The sequence below is a fragment of the Pseudomonas tohonis genome, from assembly GCF_012767755.2.
GTDB lineage: Bacteria > Pseudomonadota > Gammaproteobacteria > Pseudomonadales > Pseudomonadaceae > Metapseudomonas > Metapseudomonas tohonis.
Genome location: NZ_AP023189.1, coordinates 5,605,612 through 5,620,832, shown reverse-complemented (window position 1 = coordinate 5,620,832; position 15,221 = coordinate 5,605,612). Strand labels below are relative to the sequence as shown.

At 68.5% G+C, this 15,221-nt stretch carries 16 protein-coding genes; 6 read left to right on the top strand and 10 right to left on the bottom strand.

The annotated features are described in order from the left end of the window. Positions 1 to 1,728 (bottom strand): tetratricopeptide repeat protein, encoded by a 1,728-nt coding sequence (locus HSX14_RS25845; protein ID WP_173172543.1) that lies wholly within the window; start codon positions 1,726 to 1,728, stop codon positions 1 to 3. 185 nt (positions 1,729 to 1,913) lie between these two features. Here HSX14_RS25845 and hemA point away from each other — a divergent pair, with 185 nt between their 5' ends. The 6 genes from hemA to HSX14_RS25815 all read left to right on the top strand — a co-directional run bounded on the left by hemA (position 1,914) and on the right by HSX14_RS25815 (position 7,264). Next, positions 1,914 to 3,188: a glutamyl-tRNA reductase gene (hemA, locus tag HSX14_RS25840; RefSeq protein ID WP_111260988.1), complete on the top strand. Its 1,275-nt coding sequence runs from the start codon at positions 1,914 to 1,916 to the stop codon at positions 3,186 to 3,188. Continuing rightward, the gene (prfA, locus tag HSX14_RS25835) at positions 3,185 to 4,267 is read left to right on the top strand and encodes a peptide chain release factor 1 (RefSeq protein WP_173172545.1); all 1,083 of its coding nucleotides are present in this window, start codon (positions 3,185 to 3,187) and stop codon (positions 4,265 to 4,267) included. The genes hemA and prfA overlap by 4 nt, the downstream gene beginning before the upstream one ends. 1 nt (position 4,268) lies before the next feature. Further along, the gene (prmC, locus tag HSX14_RS25830; protein WP_173172547.1) at positions 4,269 to 5,099 is read left to right on the top strand and encodes a peptide chain release factor N(5)-glutamine methyltransferase; all 831 of its coding nucleotides are present in this window, start codon (positions 4,269 to 4,271) and stop codon (positions 5,097 to 5,099) included. Further along, entirely contained in the window at positions 5,093 to 5,848 is a 756-nt protein-coding gene (locus HSX14_RS25825; protein WP_173172549.1) for a molybdopterin-synthase adenylyltransferase MoeB, read from the top strand. The genes prmC and HSX14_RS25825 overlap by 7 nt, the downstream gene beginning before the upstream one ends. Beyond that, positions 5,841 to 6,638 carry a glutamate racemase gene (murI, locus tag HSX14_RS25820; protein WP_173172551.1) on the top strand — a complete coding sequence of 266 codons (798 nt, stop codon included), beginning with the start codon at positions 5,841 to 5,843 and terminating at the stop codon, positions 6,636 to 6,638. The genes HSX14_RS25825 and murI overlap by 8 nt, the downstream gene beginning before the upstream one ends. A gap of 110 nt (positions 6,639 to 6,748) precedes the next feature. Then, entirely contained in the window at positions 6,749 to 7,264 is a 516-nt protein-coding gene (locus tag HSX14_RS25815; RefSeq protein ID WP_173172553.1) for an acyloxyacyl hydrolase, read from the top strand. Between the two features lie 225 nt (positions 7,265 to 7,489). On the opposite strand, the gene HSX14_RS25810 is transcribed toward HSX14_RS25815, so the two are convergent. From HSX14_RS25810 to HSX14_RS25770, 9 genes are read right to left on the bottom strand one after another with little or no spacing between them, the layout of a single operon-like run. Next, complete coding sequence (locus HSX14_RS25810) at positions 7,490 to 7,813, bottom strand: YkgJ family cysteine cluster protein (RefSeq protein ID WP_111260982.1); 324 nt, start codon at positions 7,811 to 7,813, stop codon at positions 7,490 to 7,492. A 47-nt stretch (positions 7,814 to 7,860) separates the two neighbouring features. Further along, a complete protein-coding gene (locus tag HSX14_RS25805; protein ID WP_173172555.1) occupies positions 7,861 to 8,370 on the bottom strand; it encodes a DUF2878 domain-containing protein in 510 nt (169 codons plus the stop codon). After that, positions 8,363 to 9,634: an SAM-dependent methyltransferase gene (locus HSX14_RS25800; RefSeq protein ID WP_173172557.1), complete on the bottom strand. Its 1,272-nt coding sequence runs from the start codon at positions 9,632 to 9,634 to the stop codon at positions 8,363 to 8,365. The genes HSX14_RS25805 and HSX14_RS25800 overlap by 8 nt, the downstream gene beginning before the upstream one ends. Beyond that, positions 9,621 to 10,421, bottom strand: coding sequence for a DUF1365 domain-containing protein (locus HSX14_RS25795; RefSeq protein ID WP_173172559.1), 801 nt, complete (start codon positions 10,419 to 10,421; stop codon positions 9,621 to 9,623). The genes HSX14_RS25800 and HSX14_RS25795 overlap by 14 nt, the downstream gene beginning before the upstream one ends. After that, positions 10,418 to 11,665, bottom strand: a complete 1,248-nt coding sequence (locus HSX14_RS25790; RefSeq protein WP_173172560.1) for an NAD(P)/FAD-dependent oxidoreductase — start codon at positions 11,663 to 11,665, stop codon at positions 10,418 to 10,420. The genes HSX14_RS25795 and HSX14_RS25790 overlap by 4 nt, the downstream gene beginning before the upstream one ends. Beyond that, positions 11,662 to 12,426, bottom strand: coding sequence for an SDR family NAD(P)-dependent oxidoreductase (locus tag HSX14_RS25785; protein ID WP_173172562.1), 765 nt, complete (start codon positions 12,424 to 12,426; stop codon positions 11,662 to 11,664). The genes HSX14_RS25790 and HSX14_RS25785 overlap by 4 nt, the downstream gene beginning before the upstream one ends. After that, positions 12,423 to 12,845 carry a nuclear transport factor 2 family protein gene (locus HSX14_RS25780; RefSeq protein ID WP_173172564.1) on the bottom strand — a complete coding sequence of 141 codons (423 nt, stop codon included), beginning with the start codon at positions 12,843 to 12,845 and terminating at the stop codon, positions 12,423 to 12,425. The genes HSX14_RS25785 and HSX14_RS25780 overlap by 4 nt, the downstream gene beginning before the upstream one ends. Then, positions 12,842 to 14,272 (bottom strand): deoxyribodipyrimidine photo-lyase, encoded by a 1,431-nt coding sequence (gene phrB, locus HSX14_RS25775; RefSeq protein ID WP_173172566.1) that lies wholly within the window; start codon positions 14,270 to 14,272, stop codon positions 12,842 to 12,844. The genes HSX14_RS25780 and phrB overlap by 4 nt, the downstream gene beginning before the upstream one ends. Then, positions 14,260 to 15,219, bottom strand: a complete 960-nt coding sequence (locus HSX14_RS25770; RefSeq protein ID WP_173172568.1) for a MerR family transcriptional regulator — start codon at positions 15,217 to 15,219, stop codon at positions 14,260 to 14,262. The genes phrB and HSX14_RS25770 overlap by 13 nt, the downstream gene beginning before the upstream one ends. Positions 15,220 to 15,221: the final 2 nt, after the last annotated feature.

Here is a 15,221-nt window from a genome sequence, read left to right as displayed (position 1 = left end):
TCAGAGGGTCTCGGAGCCGGTCAGGCGCTGCAGGGTGCCGCGCAGGATCGGGCTGTCGGGTTGGGTCTTGAGGGCTTCGGACCAGACTTCGCGCGCTTCGCTCTGCTTGCCGCGGGTCCAGAGCACTTCGCCCAGGTGGGCCGCCACTTCGTGATCGGGGAATTCCTTGAGGGCCTGGCGCAGCAGGCGCTCGGCCTCGTCCATGTTGCCCAGGCGGAAGTTGATCCAGCCGAGGCTGTCGAGGATGGCGGGGTCGTCCGGCTTGAGTTGGTGAGCCTGCTCCACCAACTGGCGTGCTTCCTCGTAGCGCGTGGTGCGATCGGCGAGGGTGTAGCCGAGGGCATTGAGCGCCATGGCGTTTTCCGGTTCGCGCTCGAGGATGAAGCGCAGGTCGCGCTCCAGTTGCGCCAGGTCGCCGCGCTTCTCCGCGAGCATCGCGCGCGTATAGAGAAGGTTGAGGTCGTCCGGGAATTGTTGCAGGCCCTGGTGGATGACCTTCCAGGAGCGGTCAGGCTGCTGGCGTTCGGCGAAGCTTTCGGCCTCGATCAGGTACAGCTGGATGGCGTAGTCGGGCTGCGCCTCGCGAGCCTTGTCCAGGTGCGCGGCGGCCTCGTCCGGACGGTTGGCGTCGAGCAGGATCTCGGTCTGGCGCAACTGGGCCGGCAGGTAGTCGTTGCCGGCACCGACCAGGCCGTACTCGATCAGCGCACTTTCCTTGTCGCCACGCTTCTCGTAGACCTGGCCGAGGTTGAAGTGGGCGGAATCCACATGGCTGCCGCGGTCGACCAGTTCCTCGAGGTAGACCTGGGCTTCGTCCCAGGCCTCGCCCTCCATGCACACCAGCGCCAGGGAGAAGCGCAGGTCGTCGTCATCGGGGAACTGCTGCACCAGGCCGGCGAACTCGGACTTGGCCTCGTCCAGGCGGTTCTCTTCCACCAGCAGGCGGGCGTAGGTCAGGCGCAGGCGCTTGTCGTCCGGGTGCTGCTTGATGCCCTTCTGCAGCAGGGGCAGGGCTTCGTCGGTGCGGTCGAGGCTCTGCAGCAGGCGCGCGCGCAGCAGGATCGGCGGGATCTGCTGGTCGTCGGAAGGGATGTCCTCCAGCAGTGCGAGGGCTTCTTCGGTGCGGCCGTCCTGTTGCAGCAGCACGGCCTTGCCGAACACCAGCTGGCTGTTGTCCGGGTACTTGGCGAGCAGGCGGTCGAAGCTCTGCAGCAGGCCGGCGCGGGTGTCCGGGTCGGTCTCGGCGGCGGAGAGGGCGAGGAAGTCGAAATGGGTGTCGCCCTGGCCCTGCAGCACCTTCTCCATGTAGGTCATGGATTCGTCGTAGCGGCCGCCTCGGGCCAGCTGTACGGCGGCGGCGCGCTGGGCGTCGAGGTTGTCCGGGGCGTTCTTCGCCCAGATCAGCGCGGTGTCCAGCGCGGCCTGGTCGGCACCCAGGTACTCGGCGATGCGGAAGGCGCGTTCGGCTACGCCGGCGTCCTGGGTCGCATTGGCCTGCTGTACATAGTTGCCGAGGGCGATATCGAAGCGATTGCGCTGCCCGGCCACTTCGGCCGAGAGCAGGGCGAACAGGGTGTCGCGGCTGAAGGAGCCATAGACTTCCGGCTTGGATTCGGGCGCCTGGCTGGTGTCTTCCACCGGCGGCGTACCGTCCGGGGAGGAAGGGGCCAGGGTCTGGCAACCGCCGACGAGCAGGAGGGCGGTCAGCAACGCGAAGGATTTATTCATAGGGGAAAAGGCGACTAACCTGCGGTCGGAGCATCATGACACAAGCGGCTGGGCAAGCCCATGGGGCAAGGGCCGATACATTGTCGGGCGGGTTCATGGTGATTGTGACAATAGCGAGCGGTGGTTGTTCTCAATCTGTCGAAGGAGGACAATTGCGCGCCTCCTGATTTCGTTAGCGACCCTGCATGGCCTTTCTTGCCCTCGGTATCAACCACAAAACCGCGTCCGTGGATGTGCGTGAGCGCGTGGCTTTTACCCCCGAGCAACTGGTCGAGGCCCTGCAGCAGCTGTGTCGCCTCACCCCCAGTCGCGAGGCGGCGATCCTCTCCACCTGCAACCGCAGCGAGCTGTATCTGGAGCAGGACCAGGTTTCCGCCGACGAGGTCCTCGCCTGGCTCGCCGGCTACCACAACCTCAGCCTCGAAGAACTGCGCGCCTGCGCCTATGTGCACCAGGACGACTCCGCCGTCCGCCACATGATGCGCGTCGCCTCGGGGCTCGATTCCATGGTCCTCGGCGAGCCGCAGATCCTCGGCCAGATGAAGTCCGCCTACGCCGTGGCGCGTGAGGCCGGCACCGTCGGCCCGCTGCTGGGGCGCCTGTTCCAGGCCACCTTCAGCACCGCCAAGACCGTGCGCACCGATACCGCGATCGGCGAGAACCCGGTCTCCGTGGCGTTCGCCGCGGTCAGCCTGGCCAAGCAGATCTTCACCGACATGCACCGCAGCCAGGCGCTGCTGATCGGCGCCGGCGAGACCATCACCCTGGTCGCCCGCCACCTGCACGAGCAGGGCGTGAAGCGCATCGTCGTCGCCAACCGCACCCTGGAGCGCGCCAGCATGCTCGCCGAGCAGTTCGGTGCCCACGCGGTGTTGCTGGCCGATATCCCCGACGAGCTGGTCAACAGCGACATCGTCATCAGCTCCACCGCCAGCCAGTTGCCGATCCTCGGCAAGGGGGCGGTCGAGCGCGCACTGAAGCAGCGCAAGCACAAGCCGATCTTCATGGTCGACATCGCCGTTCCCCGCGACATCGAGCCCGAGGTCGGCGAGCTGGACGACGTCTACCTCTATACCGTCGACGACCTCCACGAAGTGGTCGCCGAGAACCTCAAGAGCCGCCAGGGCGCCGCCCAGGCCGCCGAGGAGCTGGTCGGCAGCGGCGTGCAGGAGTTCATGCAGCGCCTGCGCGAGCTGGCTGCGGTGGACGTGCTGCGCGCCTACCGCCAGCAGGCCGAGCGCACCCGCGACGAGGAGCTGGCCAAGGCGCAGCGCATGCTGGCCAACGGCAGCTCCGCCGAGGACGTCATGGCCCAGCTCGCCCGTGGCCTCACCAACAAGCTGCTGCACGCGCCCAGCGTGCAGCTGAAAAAACTCTCCGCCGACGGCCGCTTCGACGCGCTCGCCGTGGCCCAGGAACTCTTCGCCCTCGACGAGGGCACGGACAAGCAAGCCCAATGAAAGCGTCACTGCTCAAGAAGCTCGACATCCTCCAGGACCGTTTCGAGGAACTCACGGCCCTGCTCGGCGATGGCGAAGTCATCAGCGACCAGGCCAAGTTCCGCGCCTATTCCAAGGAATACGCCGAGGTCGAGCCGGTCATCCTCGCCTTCCGCGAGTTCCGCAAGGTGCAGTCCGATCTCGAGGGCGCCCAGGCGCTGCTCAAGGACAGCGACCCGGACCTGCGCGAGATGGCCGAGGAAGAGGTCGCCCAGGCCCGCGAGCAACTGGTCGAGCTGGAGGCCCGCCTGCAGCGCATGCTGCTGCCCAAGGACCCCAACGACGGCCGCAACGTGTTCCTCGAGATCCGCGCCGGCACCGGTGGCGACGAGGCGGCGATCTTCTCCGGCGACCTGTTCCGCATGTACTCGCGCTACGCCGAGCGCCAGGGCTGGCGAGTCGAGATCCTCTCCGAGAACGAGGGCGAACACGGCGGCTATAAAGAGGTGATCGCCCGTGTCGAGGGTGACAACGTCTACGCCAAGCTCAAGTTCGAGTCCGGCGCGCACCGCGTGCAGCGGGTGCCGGAAACCGAATCCCAGGGCCGCATCCACACCTCCGCCTGCACCGTCGCCGTGCTCCCCGAGCCGGACGAACAGGCCGCCATCGAGATCAACCCGGCGGACCTGCGCATCGACACCTACCGCTCCTCCGGCGCCGGCGGCCAGCACGTGAACAAGACCGACTCCGCCGTGCGCATCACCCACATCCCCAGCGGGATCGTGGTCGAGTGCCAGGAAGAGCGCTCCCAGCACAAGAACCGCGCCAAGGCCATGGCCTGGCTCGCGGCCAAGCTGAACGACCAGCAGGAAGCCGCCGCCCACAAGGAAATCTCCGAGACCCGCAAGCTGCTGGTGGGCTCCGGGGATCGTTCCGAGCGCATCCGCACCTACAACTATCCACAGGGCCGGGTCACCGATCACCGCATCAACCTGACCCTCTACGCGCTGGACGACGTACTCGCCGGCAGTGTCGAGTCGGTCATCGAACCGCTGCTCGCCGAATACCAGGCCGACCAGTTGGCCGCCCTGGGGGACTGACGTGACCATCATCGCCAGCCTGCTCAGCGAGGCCCGCCTGCCGGACTCGCCAAGCGCCCGCCTGGACGCCGAGCTGCTGCTCGCCGCCGCCCTGGGCAAGCCGCGCAGCTTCCTCCACACCTGGCCCGAGCGCGTGGTCAGCGGTGAGGCTGCCGAGCTCTACGCGAGCTACCTTGCGCGCCGCCGCAACGGCGAGCCGGTCGCCTATATCCTCGGTCGCCAGGGCTTCTGGAGCCTGGACCTGGAAGTCGCTCCGCACACCCTGATCCCCCGTCCCGATACCGAGCTGCTGGTGGAAACCGCCCTGGCCTTGGTGCCGGCGGCCCCCGCCCGCGTGCTCGACCTCGGCACCGGCAGCGGTGCCATCGTCCTGGCGCTGGCCTGCGAGCGCCCGCTCTGGCGCCTGATCGGCGTCGACCGTATCGACGACGCCGTGGCCCTGGCCGAACGCAACCGCGTGCGGCTCCAGCTGGACAACGTCGAATTCCGCGAGAGCCACTGGTTCTCCACCCTGGGCGCCGAGCGCTTCGACCTCATCGTCAGCAACCCGCCCTACATCGCCGCCCGCGACCCGCACCTGGACGAGGGCGATGTGCGCTTCGAACCCTCCAGCGCCCTGGTCTCCGGCGCCGACGGGCTGGACGACATCCGCCTGATCGTCAGCGCGGCACCCGCTCACCTGAATGCCGGTGGCTGGCTGCTGCTGGAGCACGGCTACGACCAGGCCGCCGCCGTGCGCGAACTGCTGGCCCGCCAGGGCTTCGAGGCGGTGGAAAGCCGCCGCGACCTCGGCGGCCACGATCGCATCAGCCTGGGGCGGCTGCCATGCTGAGCGACGAAGAACTCCTGCGTTACAGCCGGCAGATCCTCCTGCCGCAGATCGACGTCGACGGCCAACTGCGCCTGAAGGCGGCTCGCGTACTGATAGTCGGCGTCGGCGGCCTCGGTTCGCCCGTCGCTCTCTACCTGGCTGCCGCTGGCGTCGGCGAACTGCACCTGGCGGATTTCGACAGCGTCGACCTGACTAACCTGCAGCGCCAGATCATCCACGACAGCCACGGCGTCGGGCAGCTCAAGGTCGACTCGGCCATGGCCCGCCTCGCCGCGCTCAACCCCGAGGTGCGCCTGGTGCCGCACCGAGCCGCGCTGGACGTCGACTCCCTGGCCGAGGCCGTCGCAGCCGTGGACCTGGTGCTCGACTGCACCGACAACTTCGGCACTCGCGAGGCGGTCAACGCCGCCTGCGTGGCCGCGCGCAAGCCGCTGGTGTCCGGCGCTGCGATCCGCCTCGAAGGCCAGCTCTCGGTGTTCGACCCGCGCCGCGACGACAGCCCCTGCTACCACTGCCTCTACGGCCATGGCAGCGAAGCCGAGCTGACCTGCAGCGAAGCCGGTGTGGTCGGCCCGCTGGTGGGGCTGGTCGGCAGCCTGCAGGCCCTCGAAGCGCTCAAGCTGCTGGCCGGTTTCGGCGAGCCCCTGGTCGGCCGCCTGCTGCTGGTGGACGCCCTCGGCGGCCGCTTCCGCGAACTGCGGGTCAAGCGCGACCCGGGCTGTAGCGTCTGCGGGAACGCGCATGCCTGACCAGGCTCCCGTCGGCGTCTTCGACTCCGGCGTCGGCGGCCTGTCGGTGCTGCGCGAAATCCGCGCGTTGCTGCCGAGTGAATCCCTGATGTACGTGGCCGACAGTGGCCATATCCCCTACGGCGAGAAGAGCCAGGAGTTCATTCGCGAGCGCAGCTTGGCGATCACCCGCTTCCTGCTGGAGCAGGGCGCCAAGGCCCTGGTGCTGGCGTGCAACACCGCCACCGTGGCCGCGGTCGCGGACCTGCGGGAGCGTTATCCACAGCTGCCCATCGTCGGCATGGAGCCGGCGGTGAAGCCCGCCGCCGCCGCCACCCGTTCCGGCGTGGTAGGCGTGCTGGCCACCACCGGCACCCTCAAGAGCGCCAAGTTCGCCGCCCTGCTCGATCGCTTCGCCAATGACGTGCGCGTGGTCACCCAGCCCTGCCCGGGCCTGGTGGAACGCATCGAGGCGGGTGAGCTGGATGGCGAGGCGACCCGTGCGCTGCTCTGGAGCTACGTGCAGCCGCTGCTGGCCGAGGGCTGCGACACGCTGATCCTCGGCTGTACCCATTACCCCTTCCTGCGCCCGTTGCTGGCCGGCATGGTGCCCGAGTCGGTGCGCCTGGTGGACACCGGCGCGGCCGTGGCGCGGCAGCTGCAACGGCTGCTCGAGGCGCGCGGACTGCTGGCGCGCGGGCCGGCGCAAGGCTGTCGTTTCTGGAGCAGTGGAGAGCCTTCGGCACTGCAGAATGTGCTGCCGAAACTCTGGGGTGACGAGGCTGTTTGCGTGGCGGATCTCGGCTTTTAAAAAAACCTTGAACTTGCTGGTAGCCGTCTTTCTCTTAGTCCAAACGTATCTATAATCGCTCCAATTCGTACGTTTTAAACTGTCGATTAAGTCTGAATAAGGAAGTTTCCATGAAGAAACTGTTCTCTATGGTCGCGATTGCGGCCGTTTGCGTAGGGCAGAGTGTCGCGGCGCAGGCTGCGGATGTTTCTCTCGATGTTGGTCAGACTGGCGAATCGACCATGGTCTACCGCCTCGCTACCCAGTTCGATTTCTCCAGCAGCTGGTTCCAGACCGACGTGGGTCGACTGACCGGCTACTGGGATGCGGGCTACACCTACTGGGATGGCGACGAGACCTCCAGCAACCACAGCATTTCCTTCGCCCCGGTATTCGTCTACGAATTCGCCGGCGAAACCGTGAAGCCCTATGTCGAAGCCGGTATCGGCGTCGCCCTGTTCGCCAACACCGAACTGGAGAACAACGAGCTGGGCTCCTCCTTCCAGTTCGAAGACCGCATCGGCGCCGGCCTGCGCTTCAGCAACCAGGAAGTCGGCATCCGTGCCATCCACTACTCCAACGCCGGCATCAAGCAGCCGAACGATGGGGTAGAGGCCTACAGCCTGCACTACCGCGTTTCCTTCTAAGCGCGAGCGACACGAAGAACCGGGCCTGGCGCCCGGTTTTTTTATGCTTGTGGATAAATCGCCGGGTGGCATTTCCGTAGGGGCGAATTCATTCGCCCAGCGGTGCCAGGAGCGATGTTTGTGGGGGCGAATTCATTCGCGATGCGGTCTCGACGACCTGTCGCTTTCGCGTCATTTGCGTAGCCCGGGCTTCAGCCCGGAGCCATCCCAGGTGCCAGGTGCCGGTCAGACCGCGCGCCCATAGGCGCTGTCGATGCCCCGGCGTTCTTCCAGGCAATCGGCCTCGCCCATCTCGAATTCGCGGCAGATCAGCGGGCGGTTCTCGTAGATGCTGCAAAGCATGGTGTCGCGGTCCAGCGCGGCGCACCAGCCGTCGTCCAGGCGCGCCATGACGTCGCCGCCCCACTCATCCGTCTCGATGAAGCGTTCGGGCACGCCGGTGTCGGTGATCAGCATCACCTCCAGCTGGCAGCAGCAGGCGGCGCAGGTGGAGCAGGTGACAGCGGGGGTGGCAGGCAATTGCCTGAGGGGGATGTGCGAGGAATTCATGGGCGCGCAGTCTACGGCAAAGGCGCCCGGCACGGGGGGCCGGCCGATCAGTTGCCCGGCGCGGGGCGTCTCAGTCGCCTGGCCAGCTGGTGCAACGACGGCAGCAGCGCCGCCCAGATCAGGGCCAGCACCAGCAGGCTGGGCAGGGTGCCGAACGGCAGGCCGACCCCCGCCAGGCGAGCGCCAGCCAGGTACGACAAGGGCCCGGCGATGGCGCCCAGCAGGGCGGCGAGCCACACGGGGCGCGCGGTCCAGGCCAGGCAGTGGTTCAGCGTGGTGCCCAGCAGCGCCCAGAGCAGCGCCAGCCAGGGCGGGATCAGGCGCCCGCCATGGCCGAAGTCGAAGAGCCCCAGGTTGAGCAGCAGGCAGTCCAGCAGGCTGCCGAGCAACGCCACCGCGATCACCACGCGCCCGTCCTCGGCCCAGCTGCCGATGCAGAGGAAATGCAGCGCCAGGATCGCCGGCGCCACCAGCAGCAGGAGTGGCTGGTCGGCGGCGAACAGGCAGGCGAACCAGCCCGCCTGGAACAGCACCGCATTGGCCAGGCGCCTAGGCATCCAATTGGCCGAGCAGCGGGGAGGGACGGGCGCCCGGCTTGGCGAGCAGCAACTGGGCGGTGCCGATGGCGCGCTCCAGGAAACCGCCCTCGCAGTAGCACAGGTAGAACTCCCAGAGCCGGTAGAAGGTCTCGTCGTAGCCCAGCTGTTCCAGGCGGCCCCGCGCCGCGCGCAGGTTGTCGTGCCAGTGGCGCAGGGTGCGCGCGTAGTGCAGGCCGAAGTCCTCCATGTGCAGCAGGTTCATGTCGCTGTCGCGGGTGATCACCTCCAGCATCTTCTGCACCGAGGGCAGGGCGCCGCCGGGGAAGATGTAGCGCTGGATGAAGTCGACGCTGCGCCGGGCTTGCTCGTAGCGCTGGTCGCGCATGGTGATGGCCTGCAGCAGCATCAGCCCGTCGTCTTTCAGCAGGCGCGCGCACTGGCTGAAGTAGGTGGGCAGGAAGCGATGGCCGACGGCCTCGACCATCTCGATCGAGACCAGCTTGTCGAAGCGCCCATCGAGGTCGCGGTAGTCCTGCAGCAGGACGGTGACCCGCGACTGCAGGCCCTGTTCCTCAATGCGCCGGCAGGTGTATTCGTACTGCTCGCGGGACAGCGTGGTGGTGGTCACCCGGCAGCCATGGTGGGTGGCGGCGTAGAGCGCCATGCTGCCCCAGCCGGTGCCGATCTCCAGCAGGTGGTCGTCGGGCTTGAGTTCGAGCTTGCGGCAGATGCGCGCGAGCTTGTTCAGCTGGGCCTGCTCCAGGCCCTGGTCGGGGCTGGCGAACTGCGCGGCGGAATACATCATGGTCGGGTCGAGCATCTGCTCGAACAGGTCGTTGCCCAGGTCGTAGTGGGCGGCGATGTTGCGCCGCGAGCCGGCCCGGGTGTTGCGGTTGAGCCAGTGCAGGCCCTGCACCAGCGGGCGCCCCAGCGATGCCAGGCCGCGCTCCATGCCGTCGAGCACATCGAGGTTGGCGACGAACACGCGGATCACTGCGGTGAGGTCCGGCGTCGTCCAGTAGCCATGGATGTACGCCTCGCCCGAGCCGATGGAGCCGTTGGCCGCCACCAGCGGCCAGACAGCCGGGTCCTGCACCTCGATACGCGCCCGGAGCTCGGCCTGTGCGTCGCCGTAGACCCGCTCCTCGCCATCTTCCAGGATCGTCAGCTGGCCGTGGCGCAGGCGCTCCAGCTGGGCCAGCACCAGTCGGCGCAACAGACCGCCGGCCAGGCCGGTATTGCTGAACAGGCCCGGCTTGACGCCGAGGCTATGGCTCTTCATGGATACGCTCCTTCGAATGCGTGGTGGCGACGCGGTAGGCGCCGTCTGCCGCCTGGTGGGAGAACAGTGGCAGGCGTTTGAGCAGCAGGCGCAGGGCCTGCCAATAGATGCCCAGGACGGTCTTGGCCGTCATCCAGGGAAAGGTGGCGAGGTAGCGGTGCAGGCTGGCGCGGTCGAGCTCGCAGCGCTCCAGGTCGAGGGTCGCGTCGAACAGTCGCGTCTCGCCCTGCCAGTCCTCCATGTGCACCGCCAGGCGCTGGCCCACCGGGCTGAAAGCCATGCGGTACTCCAGCTCGCGGGGCAGGAAGGGCGAGACATGGAAGGCCTTGTCGACCCGCACCCGCTGGTGCCCCTCGCCCTGCGCCGGCACCACGTAGTGGTAACGCTCGCGCCAGGGCGTATTGGTGACCTCGCAGAGGATCGCCATCAGCCGTCCCTCGGCGTCATGGCAGTAGAAAAAGGTCGCCGGGTTGAAGGCCAGCCCCCAGCTGCGCGCCTGGGCCAGCAGGCGGATTGCGCCTTCGGGGCGCCGCCCCAGGGCCTCGCCGACGCGCTGGCGCACGGCCTCGGCGAGGCGCATGCCGGAGCGGGTGAACTGCGGCAGGAAGTCGCGCTCGCGAAAGGCGAAGGGCGCGAAACGCCCCGTTCCGGCGAGCGGAGAGAGGCCGAGCACCTGCTCCTGTTCGTCCAGGTCCAGGTACAGCAGGCCGATGCGGTAGCGGAAGGCGTGGGCCCGGGGCTCGTGCCGCCGGTGCCTGACCCAGCCGCTGTAGAGGGCGCTGTTCACAGGGACTCCCCGAACTCGCGGGCCACGCGCAGGGCGCTGACCACGCCATCCTCGTGGAAGCCGTTGCCCCAGTAGGCACCGCAGAAGTAGCTGTGCTGCTTGGCGTTGATCTCCTCCCAGCGCGCCTGGGCGCGGACGCCCTCGAGGCTGAACTGTGGATGGGCGTAGCTGAAGCGGGCGAGGACGCGCGCGGGGTCGATGGCCTCGCCTTGGTTGAGGCTGACGCAGAAGGTCTCCGGCGCCTGGATGCCCTGGAGGATGTTCATGTTGTAGGTCACGGCCGCCGGGCGCTGGCGGGGGCCGCCCAGGCGGTAGTTCCAGCTGGCCCAGGCCAGTGGCCGGCTCGGCAGCAGGCGCGTGTCGGTGTGCAGCACCACCTCGTTGTCGGCATAGGGCAGGGCGCCCAGCACCTCGGCCTCGGTCGCGCTCGGCTGGGCCAGCAGGGCCAGTGCCTGGTCGCTGTGGCAGGCGAATACCACCTTGTCGAAGCGCTCGCTGCCGGCGGCGCTGTGCAGGGTCACGCCCTCGGCGTCGCGCTCGACCCGGGTCACCGGGCAGGACAGGCGGATGCGGTCGGCGAAGCTGGCCGTCAGTGGCGCCACGTAGCTGCGCGAGCCCCCGCTGATCACCCGCCATTGCGGGCGGTCGTTGACCGAGAGCAGGCCGTGGTTCTTGAAGAAGCGCACGAAGAACTGCAGCGGGAAGGCCAGCATGTCTTCCAGCGGCATGGACCAGATCGCCGCCCCCATCGGCACCAGGTAGTGATCGCGGAAGCGCTCGCCATAACCGCCCAGGCGCAGGTAGTCGCCGAGGGTGATGGCGGGGTTGATGCGGCCCGCGTCGAGGTCCGCCTGGGCGTCGTGGTTGAAGCGCAGGATCTCCCGCAGCATGCCCCAGAAGCCCGGCGAGAGCAGGTTGCGCCGCTGGGCGAAGAGGCTGTTGAGGTTGTTGCCGTTGTACTCCAGGCCGCTGGCCGGGTCGTGCACCGAGAAGCTCATCTCGGTGGGTTGGCTGGCCACGCCCAGGCGCTCCATCAGGCGGATGAAGTTGGGGTAGGTCCAGTCGTTGAAGACGATGAAGCCGGTGTCCACGGCGTAGTCACGCCCGTGCAGGTGCACGTCCACCGTGTGGGTGTGGCCGCCGATCCAGTCACTGGCTTCGAACAGCTGGATGTCGTGCTGGCGGGCCAGCAACCAGGCGCAGGTGAGACCGGAAATGCCGCTGCCGATGATGGCGACTTTCATTGGGGAGCTCCGTTACGGGCCAGGCGTCGGCCCAGGGCCAGGCGCATCCGCGCCGGCAGCCGGGCGAGCAGGCGCAGGGCGAGGATGAAGGGGCCCGGGAAGGCGATTTCCAGCGGCCGCTGCTCGAGCCGCCGGACGATGTGGTGCGCGGCGCGTTGCGTCGACCAGCGCATGGGCATGGGGAAGTCATTGCGCTGGGTCAGCGGCGTGTCGACGAAGCCTGGGCTGACCAGCGTGACGTCGAGGCCTTCGTGGGCCAGGTCCACGCGCAGGGATTCCAGCAGGTAGCGCAAGCCGGCCTTGGAGGCACCATAGGCTTCGGCGCGCGGCAGGGCGAAGTGGGTGACGGCGCTGACCACGCCGACCAGGTGCGGCCGTTCGCCCTTGCGCAGCAGGGGCAGGGCGGCCTCGATGCAGCGCGCCGGGGCGAGCAGGTTGGCCGCTACCACGCGCTCGACCAGGTCGGCGTCGAACTGCCCGGCCTCCAGGTATTCGCAGGTACCGGCGTTGAGGATCGCGCAGTCCAGCGCGCCCCAGTGCCGGGCGATGCGTTCGCCCATGGCGGTGACCTGGGCGGCGTCGGTCAGGTCGCCCGGCACCAGCAGCACCTGCTCGGGGAAGCGTTGCTGCAGGGTTTCCAGGGGGCCACTGCGGCGGGCGCTGAGGGCGAGCCGGTGCCCGTCCCGGAGCAGCAGTTCGGCCAGTTCGGCGCCGATCCCGCTGCTGGCGCCGGTCAGCCAGATACGTCGGGTCGTGTTCATCCCAGTCGCCTCTTGAGCAGCGCGATGGCGCCGCGCAGCAGTGGCACATGCTCGTAGAGCAGCGCGCCGGCATCGAAGTAGTCGCGGTGGTAATGCACCCGCTCGCCCCAGCGCAGGTGCGAGCAGCCCTCGACCGCGATGGGGCGGCCACCGTCCAGGCGCGGGTGGCGGTAGGTCATGGTCCAGCGCAGGTAGCCTTCGCCCTCGCCGACCGGGTCGTGGCCATGGAAGCGGAAACTCAGGTCGCTGACGTTCTCGTAGAGCCCGGCGAAGTACTGGCGGATGGCGGGCAGGCCTTCGACATGGTGCAGCGGGTCGGTGAACTGCGCGTCCTCGCTGTACAGCGTGTCGAGCAGCGCGAGGTTGTCGCGATCCAGGCGGGCGAAGTCCTCGGCGAAGCGGTGCAGGAAGGCGCTCATGCGGCCACCTTGGGCAGGTTGCGGAAGGCGGCGATGGCACGGTCGCGGCTGGAGGAGAGGTCGACCATGGGCTGTGGATAACCTGCCGGCAGGAACAGCCCGCCACGGGCGGCCGGGTCGTGGATGTCCCTGGCGTCCAGGCCGGCCAGCTCCGGCACCCATTGGCGGATGAACACGCCTTGCGGGTCGAAGCGCTGGGACTGGCTGACCGGGTTGAAGATGCGGAAGTAGGGCGCTGCGTCGGTGCCGGTGGAGGCGCTCCACTGCCAGCCGCCATTGTTGGCGGCCAGGTCGCCGTCGATCAGGTGACGCATGAACCAGCGCTCGCCCTCGCGCCAGTCGATCAGCAGGTTCTTGGTGAGGAACATGGCCACCACCATGCGCAGGCGGTTGTGCATCCAGCCGGTGGCCAGCAACTGGCGCATCGCCGCGTCGACGATGGGGATGCCGGTACGCCCCTGCTGCCAGGCGTGCAGCTCCTCCGGTGCGTCGCGCCAGCGCAGCGCCTCGGTTTCGGGGCGGAAGGCGCGATGCCGGCTGACGCGCGGGTAGCCCACCAGGATGTGCTTGTAGAACTCGCGCCAGAGCAGCTCGTTGATCCAGGTGACGGCGCCGGCGTTGCCCGATTCGAACTCGCCCTGGTTGCTGCGCAGCGCGGCATGCAGGCATTGGCGCGGCGACAGCACGCCTGCGGCGAGGTAGGGCGACAGCTGGCTGGTGCCGGGGCGGGCGGGGAAGTCGCGTTGGTCCTGGTAGTGCTCGATCTGCTGGTCGGTGAAGGCTTCGAGGCGCTGGAGGGCATGTGCCTCGCCGGCCGGCCAGAGTGCCAGCAGTGGGGTGGCGGGGGTGGCGAAGCCCTGGACCGATGCGGGGATCGCGTCGCCCTCGATCTCCAGCGGGGCCTGCACGGCGGGCGCCGGCGCACAGGCGGGCAGGGCGGCGTGCAGCCGTGCATAGCAGACCTTGCGGAACTGGCTGAAGACCTGGAAGTAGCCGTCGCTCTTGGTCAGCACGCTGCCGGGCTTGAACAGCAGCTGGTCGAGGTGGCTGCGCAGGCGCACGTCGTCCGCCTGCAGCCGCGCCTTCACCGCCGCGTCGCGGGCGCTCTCGTGGATGCCGTACTCCTCGTTGACGTGGACGGCGCCGACCTGGTGTTCATGACAGAGGCGGGCGACGGCTTCCGCGGCCTGGTCCCAGTGCTCGGCGTGGCGCACCAGCAACGGCACGTTCAGGCGTGCCAGCTCGGCCTGGAGCGCGACGAGGTTGCGCAACCAGAAGTCCACCTTGGCGGGGGCGTCGTCGTGTTCCAGCCACTGCCCGGGCGTGATCAGGTAGAGAGCGAGGGTCGGCCCGGCTGCCATCGCGGCGGACAAGGCGGTGTTGTCCTGAACGCGAAGGTCGCAACGGAACCACATCAATTGGCGCATGGAAGATCCTCATGCCTGCCCAGCAGTCCGAGGCTGGTCAGGGTTTGCAGGGCCGCGACCGGGTCGTCGGCGAGATGGGGGCGGATGCCCTGGCTGGCCAGCTCCTCCAGCTCGCGCTGATGGATGTGCACGGCGGGCCCGGCCAGCACCAGCGGGCAACCGGGGTCGGCCAGCAGGCGGGCCAGGCTGGTGCCGTTCAGGGCCTGCTCGGCATAGAGCAGCAGGGCGCGGGGTTCGAGGCGGGCGACGGCCAGGGGCAGCTCGGCCGGTGGTATCGGCCATTCCAGTACCTCCACGGCGCAACCGGCGTTGCTCGCCAGCCAGGCGCTCAGCCACAGGCCGGGCGCCATGGGGTGCTCGCAGGGGTTCAGCAGCAGCAGCGGGGCACCGCCATGCTGGCGGTTGTTGTGGTAGATGCGGGCCCCCAGCTTGCTGCGCAGCCAGGCGTTGAAGAACACCCGCTCCAGGCGCGCGCCGTAGGCATCGCGCCAGCGCTCTTCCAGCGTCTCGAGCAAGGGCAGCAGCAACTGCAGGCAGAGGGTGAGCGGCGGGTAGATCGATAGCGCTGCGTTGAAGCGTTCGTCGAGGCGCCGTTCGGCCAGGGCGGCGATGGCTTCCAGCAACTGGTGGCGCTGCTCGTCCCACAGCGACGAGGGGGCCAGGGCGGCATGCTGGCCACCACGCAGCAGGCCTTTCACCTGGCCCACGGGGACGCCGCGGTCGAGCCAGGTGAGCACCGCGCGGATGCGCGCCACGTGCTCGGGCGCATAGAGGCGGTGGCCCTTGGCGGTGCGCTGGGGCAGCACCAGGCCGTAGCGGCGCTCCCAGGCGCGCAGGGTCACCGGGTTGACGCCGGTGAGTCGCGATACGTCGCGGATGGGCAGCAGGCCGCGGGCCAGGGCTTCCTGGAAATCGCCGTCGAGTGGGGTGTCGTCGTGTTCGTCCATGG